Here is a 6,434-nt window from a genome sequence, read left to right as displayed (position 1 = left end):
AGACTTTTCTGGCCTTCTGTGAAAAACGCTTTCAGCACAATCTGAATCAATCCCATCGACCCCGCCCACAAAAAGAAAAACCACCTCAGTGGAAACACCCCTGGACGGATCTGGAAAATCAAAACAACCAAGGACACTTCATCCCCTGAGTCGGACGAATCCGCCATAAGCGAGAACATTGCTTGAGTCTTAATTACTTTGCGGATTGCCACCCAAGGTACTGAGATTTCTCTTCCCCGCTCCATCGATTCCATGATTGCCAATCGAACAAAGTTTCGATATAGTGCATAGTATACGGCTCAGCCTTAAGCCCTTAGCAGAACGATGCAGAAAAAGAGGAGATTATCCGCCATGGATAGCGTTCGCCTGCCTTTTTTCTCAAAAAACACCCCCACGGTTACCCTGGTCGAGGGTTATATCAACCTGGATCTCAACAGTCGGGCCATTCAAAACCCGGCGGCTACGCACCTCTATCAAGCGGAGGAAAACTGTATCGAACATATTCTAAAAGGCGATCTCCTGATTGTGGATTGCTCTATTCGGCCCCGCCCCGGTGATGTGCTGAAAGTGGATATTGAGGGCACTTATAAAATCAGGCGCTTAGTACGGAACGCAGGCAAACTGTTCCTGGTCACGGATGATGATTCATCACCGCCCTATCCCACAGATGAAACCGGTGGATTTTGCTGCGGGGTAGTCACCGGCCTGTATCGTTCTCCTATTTAATTGGTGATGATTCTATGACCCTTTACGCCCTGGTGGATTGCAACAGCTTTTTCTGCTCCTGTGAGCGGGTGCTGAATCCATCGTTGAATGGCAAGCCGGTCATCGTGCTATCCAACAATGATGGGGTGGTGGTGGCCCGCTCCAAAGAAGCCAAAGCCCTTGGCATTGACTGGCACCCTTTTTATAAAATTCGCGAACTGGTGCAACGACATAATGTGCGCTATTTTTCCAGCAATTACCCGTTTTATAAAGAAATGTCGGGGCGGGTCATGCATACTCTGAGCAGATTCACGCCTAAATTGGAGCATTATTCCATTGATGAAGCCTTTTTGGATTTGACCGGCATCCACAACCCCGATGCTTATGCCCGAGAAATCAAGCGAACCATTCAGCAATGGACAGGTATCCCCGTTTCGATTGGGATTGCCCAAACCCGCACCTTGGCCAAAGTAGCCAATCGCTTGGCGAAAAAATCGCTGAAAGCACAAGGGGTTTTGGATTTGTCTCATTCTCCCTATTTGGATTTGGCGCTATCCCGCACCCTGGTTTCGGATGTCTGGGGGATTGGCAGGCGCTGGGGTAAAAAAATGGAAGCGGCGGGCATCAAGACGGCTCTGGATTTAAAGAACGCGCCGGATTCCCTGCTGATGAAGCGCTTTAACAATGTGGTTTTGATGCGAACCGTGTATGAACTCCGAGGGATTTCCTGTATGCCGCCTATTGTGCCGGTAACCTCCAAGTCCATTATGTCATCGCTCTCTTTTGGGGCGTATGTAGAAACCCTGACCGAACTCAAGCAGGCCATTGCCATGCATACGACCCAGGCGGCTCAAAAAATGAGACTGGAAGGGCTGACCGCCCGAGGGGTTTATGTGTTTATCAGAACAAACAAGTATCGGGCACAAAGCCCTCAGTATGCCAATGGGCTCTGCCTGACGTTGCCTTATTCCACAGATCTCACCAGTGAGTTGATCCATTGGGCCATAGACGCTCTGGAGCAGATTTATCGGGAGGGCTATCCCTATCACAAATCAGGGGTGATACTCTGTGATCTGTCTCCCGCCAACGAGATTCAGGTGAGCTTACTGGATCCCTATGATCGTGAGCGCACTACCGAGCTGATGGGAGCCCTGGATCGGATCAATCAACGCTATGGTTCTGGGACGCTTCGATATGGTGCAGAAGGGTTTGATAAGCGATGGAAAATGAAGCAAGAGCATATTTCCCGTATGGAAAATAAGGCAAAAGGCCTCAGCCCCTTCCAGCAAATGACACCCGTGAATGAACTGGGCATGTCCTTACAGGTCGTCAAAACCTTATAGTTAATAGATAGAATTGCAAAACCTTGTTTTTCTCACTACAGCTCAAATTGAATCCCGTAAGTACTATCTCTACAAAAATTTACAGACAATTGAGCATTGCCTCGTTTAGCTCTGAAAATTTAGAAAGTTAAAATTCGTGATAGCACATAGGTATGATTGGGAGGCCTTTTAGCTACTGACGCTCTACCTCAAAAGATTCTCACCTAATCACCAGTAATGATGAAGTTACCAACCGATGTCAGAATTAGGCAACTTAAAGTAATTCAGCTGTTTGGTAGTGTCCTAATTTGAATTTTCTATAATATAAGTAGATGGTAAACAAGTGAGGTTTTATAATGCTGGAGTCAACAGAAGAACAACAAATAAAGGAATCAATTCTTGAGATTATCGATTGGTTAATAAACCAAGAAAGTGGAGTAGCAGAATGGTTAGACAAAACCTACCCTGAATGTAGGAAAGAGCAGAAAAATTTAGAAGAGGGTTCTATAGAGCGTGGATATTGGCATTTCGGATACTTAGTTGCAGTTGAAAGAATAACCAAAACATTAAGGACTAGATTGCCTTGAAAAATTACACTCACCAAACAAACATTTAACATCAATATCTCTAGGTTTAGCGGGGTGATTTTCGTTATCTAATCCATCAAGTTCATGATAAAGCGTACACTCTTCAAGGAATGTGCTTATTACTGAATCAAACTGCTTATAGTAAAAGTGTGAGTATTTCACCTCAACATGTTCTGAGAGTCTTCGTTGTAAATCATTATCTGAACGGCCAATATATTTATGTATGAATGCTCCTGCGTTCACCACACCCAAAACATAAGTACCGGGTTCAGTGCGGGTAATACGCTTTTTAATCTCTTCATCTTTAAGCGGAAACCAACCGTGATAATCTGAATAACAACTCATTTTTTATTCTCCCAATACCTATCAGACATTTCTACTATCTCTTCTAATGTCATTACTCTATCTGTTACTCCTGCTGCAATAGCAGGGGTAGTTTTAATCGTTTTATGCATTCTGCAAAAGTTGTAATAAGTGAAAGTTAGAGAAACAGAGTTAATGTGATTCTCAACTCTTTTAGAAAAAGCGTTCGTCTTACGAGTAAAACGCCGGTTGCACATTCTAAGTGTGAGATTGCTTCGCTCAATGTAGTTGTTATGCATATAGTTATCATCCGGCGTTCCAATGATGGTATCGGGTTCATCTTTTGATTGATCATAGTGTTTGATAAGCATTCTGTAATCTATGTCATGCCCAAAAGCATTCTCAATTGCTTTCAAATACACCTTGTTACCGTCACTAGTAAGCTGAATCCTATTAGCCAATCTAGAAGCCAGATCTTGAGCAAACTCATGTGCTGATTGAGCATCCCTCAATCCTATGTACCATGTTGGTATGATCTTTGTGTCATTACAGATTGAAGTCCACAACCAAGCATCCCCGGCTTTACCAACAATGCCTTGATGGACGTTCTTTTCTTTTGCTCTAATAAAAGACCACACTTCATCAACTTGTATATACCGACAAGGCAAATTAACCACATGATTATGATGAAAATTAGCGCAAGCTTCTCCAACAGCGTTTTGCAATCGCATAACTGTATCTTTGGAAGAGTTGGTTAATCGTGCTGTAGAACGAATGCTATTGCCTTCAACAATGCAATTCAAAATAAAAGCTCGATCTTTTGTAGACTTTCTATTCATAAGAGAAAGTTATATTACAACCATAACAATATGGTCAAGCATAAAGTCTAATTTGAAATCCCTATTCTACACTCTCTTCAGATTTTTTCTTTTTATCCCAACGTGCTTTGGCGGCGTTACTTGCAATTTGAGATCGCATTTCAGGTGTGAGCTTTTTCCCTCTTGCTACTCCACCTGCTAAGCCACCAAGTCGTCCAGACTTAGACCGCTCAGATTCTTCTTGCTCATCATCAAAAGAATCATTACGGACTTCGCCAGTGGCGATATCTAGCATTAATTTTGCTAGTTGGGCGGGATCTCTAGGTCTTTTAGGAAGCTTGCTCATACTTCTATTATAGCAAGCGATTGGAAACTATTCTAAGAACGTTGTCTAAAAGTAAAGACAGACGTGATAACGACTTGATGAAGTTGGTTATCAGCGTTAACAAGTCTGGATACCCTAAACTTACCGCTCATCCCAAACGGTAAGCGTATGTGTTTCTCACTATTGAGTTTATTCACATAGATCTGATTGCAATTACGGCAAAACATCTCATCATCAGGGTAAGAAATGACCCAAGCATGTTTCTTTAGTAGGTGGCAGTAGTACCAAATTTTTAGTTTTGTCATTGTAAGCATCTTAAAGACAACCAACAAAGGTTGTGATAACGTAAAGGGTTACCCCTGTTTGTACAGGGTTAAAAGCAATAAATTTATGATGCATGCTGCATCACACAACAATTATCTGTATAGATGTAGAGGTTGTCAAGTGCCCTTGCTTGGGGACAAGTTAAAAGAGCTTAGAGGTACTCGTAGTCTTTACGAGGTAGGAAAAGCTTGCAAACTTATCCCTAACGATGTTAGTCGATATGAGAAAGGCAAAAGGGTTCCAACTCCTGAAGTCCTTGAAAGGCTTGCCAATTACTATGGAATAACCTATAAAGAGCTAAGAAAGCTCTATTACAGTGATATTCTGGCGAATGATGAACGAGAAAAAGAAGTTATTGTAGAGTGGGTAATGAATATTAAGCTAAGCGACTAACTCTTCCAGATACTTATCACGCTCTGACCAAAGCAAAGGTTTTGCACCATACTCTGCGTAAGCCATTAAAACTTCTTCTGATACTTTGTGATCTCTATCATTTAGAACAGGATACAATACCGTGGATTTAGGTCTGATTTGATTTACATCTTGCCATTGTCCAAGTAGCTGGATAGTATTTTGCTTTGTAGGATTGTTCATTGCTTGAATAATTCTATCCGGTGTATCGTGCCCTCCTGGTACAGCAAAATGGAACAGAAAGTCAAAACCCGATTTGCCAGTTAATTTAAATGAAGGGAAAAACCTGACGTTGTTTTTATACAGGAAGCTTTCAACATCTTCTTTGAATATGCTCTCAACTGTTGGTCTTGCCATAACAAAAAGATCATTAATGGCCATTACAGCCTGAATAAAAGAATGCATCTTACCAGGGAATGCTTTAGGATTTGTTTCAATAAATAATTTGTCGCCTTCTTGTTTAACCCCAAAGCTTAATAGTATTGAATTCAAAATTTCTTTTCTTTTTGGAGTGTCGATCTCACATCCGCTCATTTTCAAATTACTTAAAACATAGTAATCATCAGAGATTATTATGTTTTCATTTTCTTTCTGGATATAAACTTGAATATTATCATTGTGTTGATCTAAAAATGGGGTAGTAATTTCAACAACATTACCCAAAGTTTCTCCAATATATTGTTCCTTTAACCATTGGAGATAATCTGCTAGTAAGTTTTCATGTCTTAGTGTTGTCATACCAAAGTTCCCTGAAAGGTGGGCGGCTCGATAATATTACAGTATCGCATAAACTGAACCAGATAATCCTGTGGAACACTTACTTCTTTTAGTATTGAATGGGGCAAAGGCACAGCCCATTTATCATTAAACCCCTCTGTGTATATATGAACGTGAGTTTCGGCATTGAAGCGTCTACCCACATAAGGACGCAAAAAGTCTAAAGGGGGTTCCACGTCAGGATTAGTATGATAACCATTTATATCAAGTCTTGAAAGAATATATATTTTCTTGTATCTAGTTCCGTATGTTGTTTTATCAAGCCTGATTGTGCCACGCCAGATGTTCAGAATGAAGCTCTCACTTTGATCTTCGGACATAAGTTCGATTTCAAGAGTTTTTCCATCCTTTGGCAAAAGATATGTTTTATCACTTCCAACATGGATTTTGGGGAGTGCTAAAAGTCTATCTGCATCTGTTTGAAACAAGTCCATTTAAAGTCCTTTTACTTACAAAATTTTTAATATGGCCTTATTTTCTAATCTTAACACTAAGTAAGGTTGTCAAAAAAAATAACCTTGAACCTACTAACCCTCTTTCAACTCCCTCATTCCCTCTAGTAGCTCTAAAGCCTCTGTAAGCATAAGATTGTACCCCAATTGAGAGAAAGCGTATTCTCTAGACTCTTTATCCTCAAGTACCGCATCCTTTATCAAGTCTTTGTGTTGGCCCAACCAACTCTCAATATTAGAACGCTTTTCTCCAAAGTACCCAATAATACTTTCCAGATCTAAAGATACCGTTTTAGAGCCAATACGGTAACTTTGGGTTAGAATTCCAGGGTTTAGAAGAGGATAGAGTATGCCTTGGAAGCCCTTGAGTGACGAGCAATGGGAACTGATTGAGCCAGTGATTCCCAAGC

General features: G+C 41.2%; 11 protein-coding genes. 4 read left to right on the top strand and 7 right to left on the bottom strand.

What is annotated here, in order from left to right:
• The coding region (locus DF283_RS12720; RefSeq protein ID WP_303675260.1) for a hypothetical protein at positions 1–254 on the bottom strand (254 nt) is incomplete at its 3' end.
• 97 nt (positions 255–351) lie between these two features.
• On the opposite strand from DF283_RS12720, the gene DF283_RS12715 reads away from it, so the two are divergent.
• The 3 genes from DF283_RS12715 (at position 352) to DF283_RS12705 (ending at position 2,614) form a co-directional block, all read left to right on the top strand.
• Positions 352–726, top strand: a complete 375-nt coding sequence (locus DF283_RS12715) for a LexA family protein (protein ID WP_303675259.1) — start codon at positions 352–354, stop codon at positions 724–726.
• A gap of 14 nt (positions 727–740) precedes the next feature.
• Positions 741–2,048: a Y-family DNA polymerase gene (locus DF283_RS12710; RefSeq protein WP_303675258.1), complete on the top strand. Its 1,308-nt coding sequence runs from the start codon at positions 741–743 to the stop codon at positions 2,046–2,048.
• A gap of 335 nt (positions 2,049–2,383) precedes the next feature.
• On the top strand, positions 2,384–2,614 hold the full coding sequence (locus tag DF283_RS12705; RefSeq protein WP_303675257.1) for a hypothetical protein: 231 nt from the start codon (positions 2,384–2,386) through the stop codon (positions 2,612–2,614).
• Here DF283_RS12705 and DF283_RS12700 read toward each other — a convergent pair.
• From DF283_RS12700 to DF283_RS12690, 3 genes are all read right to left on the bottom strand, one after another.
• Entirely contained in the window at positions 2,594–2,959 is a 366-nt protein-coding gene (locus tag DF283_RS12700; RefSeq protein WP_303675256.1) for a GIY-YIG nuclease family protein, read from the bottom strand. The genes DF283_RS12705 and DF283_RS12700 overlap by 21 nt on opposite strands.
• Positions 2,956–3,756 (bottom strand): IS1 family transposase, encoded by an 801-nt coding sequence (locus DF283_RS12695; RefSeq protein WP_443083024.1) that lies wholly within the window; start codon positions 3,754–3,756, stop codon positions 2,956–2,958. The genes DF283_RS12700 and DF283_RS12695 overlap by 4 nt, the downstream gene beginning before the upstream one ends.
• A 61-nt stretch (positions 3,757–3,817) precedes the next feature.
• Positions 3,818–4,081 carry a hypothetical protein gene (locus DF283_RS12690; protein ID WP_303675254.1) on the bottom strand — a complete coding sequence of 88 codons (264 nt, stop codon included), beginning with the start codon at positions 4,079–4,081 and terminating at the stop codon, positions 3,818–3,820.
• A gap of 369 nt (positions 4,082–4,450) precedes the next feature.
• Between DF283_RS12690 and DF283_RS12685 the strand changes: the two genes are divergently transcribed.
• Positions 4,451–4,777, top strand: coding sequence for a helix-turn-helix domain-containing protein (locus DF283_RS12685; protein ID WP_303675253.1), 327 nt, complete (start codon positions 4,451–4,453; stop codon positions 4,775–4,777).
• Here DF283_RS12685 and DF283_RS12680 read toward each other — a convergent pair.
• From DF283_RS12680 to DF283_RS12670, 3 genes are all read right to left on the bottom strand, one after another.
• Positions 4,766–5,533, bottom strand: a complete 768-nt coding sequence (locus DF283_RS12680) for a DUF1829 domain-containing protein (RefSeq protein WP_303675252.1) — start codon at positions 5,531–5,533, stop codon at positions 4,766–4,768. The two genes, DF283_RS12685 and DF283_RS12680, sit on opposite strands and share 12 nt — an antisense overlap.
• A complete protein-coding gene (locus tag DF283_RS12675; RefSeq protein WP_303675251.1) occupies positions 5,530–6,006 on the bottom strand; it encodes a DUF6978 family protein in 477 nt (158 codons plus the stop codon). The genes DF283_RS12680 and DF283_RS12675 overlap by 4 nt, the downstream gene beginning before the upstream one ends.
• Positions 6,007–6,099: 93 nt before the next feature.
• Positions 6,100–6,434, bottom strand: a 335-nt coding sequence (locus DF283_RS12670; protein WP_303675250.1) for a hypothetical protein, incomplete at its 5' end; no start/stop codon positions are given.

Source organism: Vampirovibrio chlorellavorus (genome assembly GCF_003149375.1).
In the GTDB taxonomy this organism is placed as follows: Bacteria; Cyanobacteriota; Vampirovibrionia; order Vampirovibrionales; family Vampirovibrionaceae; genus Vampirovibrio; species Vampirovibrio chlorellavorus_B.
This window is presented reverse-complemented; position numbering and strand designations above follow the sequence as displayed.

Coding starts and splice junctions, on each gene's coding strand:
- DF283_RS12685 (WP_303675253.1), top strand. CDS start 4,451: ATGATGCATGCTGCATCACACAACAATTATCTGTATAGATGTAGAGGT.
- DF283_RS12700 (WP_303675256.1), bottom strand. CDS start 2,959: ATGAGTTGTTATTCAGATTATCACGGTTGGTTTCCGCTTAAAGATGAA.
- DF283_RS12705 (WP_303675257.1), top strand. CDS start 2,384: ATGCTGGAGTCAACAGAAGAACAACAAATAAAGGAATCAATTCTTGAG.
- DF283_RS12675 (WP_303675251.1), bottom strand. CDS start 6,006: ATGGACTTGTTTCAAACAGATGCAGATAGACTTTTAGCACTCCCCAAA.
- DF283_RS12715 (WP_303675259.1), top strand. CDS start 352: ATGGATAGCGTTCGCCTGCCTTTTTTCTCAAAAAACACCCCCACGGTT.
- DF283_RS12695 (WP_443083024.1), bottom strand. CDS start 3,756: ATGAATAGAAAGTCTACAAAAGATCGAGCTTTTATTTTGAATTGCATT.
- DF283_RS12710 (WP_303675258.1), top strand. CDS start 741: ATGACCCTTTACGCCCTGGTGGATTGCAACAGCTTTTTCTGCTCCTGT.
- DF283_RS12680 (WP_303675252.1), bottom strand. CDS start 5,533: ATGACAACACTAAGACATGAAAACTTACTAGCAGATTATCTCCAATGG.
- DF283_RS12690 (WP_303675254.1), bottom strand. CDS start 4,081: ATGAGCAAGCTTCCTAAAAGACCTAGAGATCCCGCCCAACTAGCAAAA.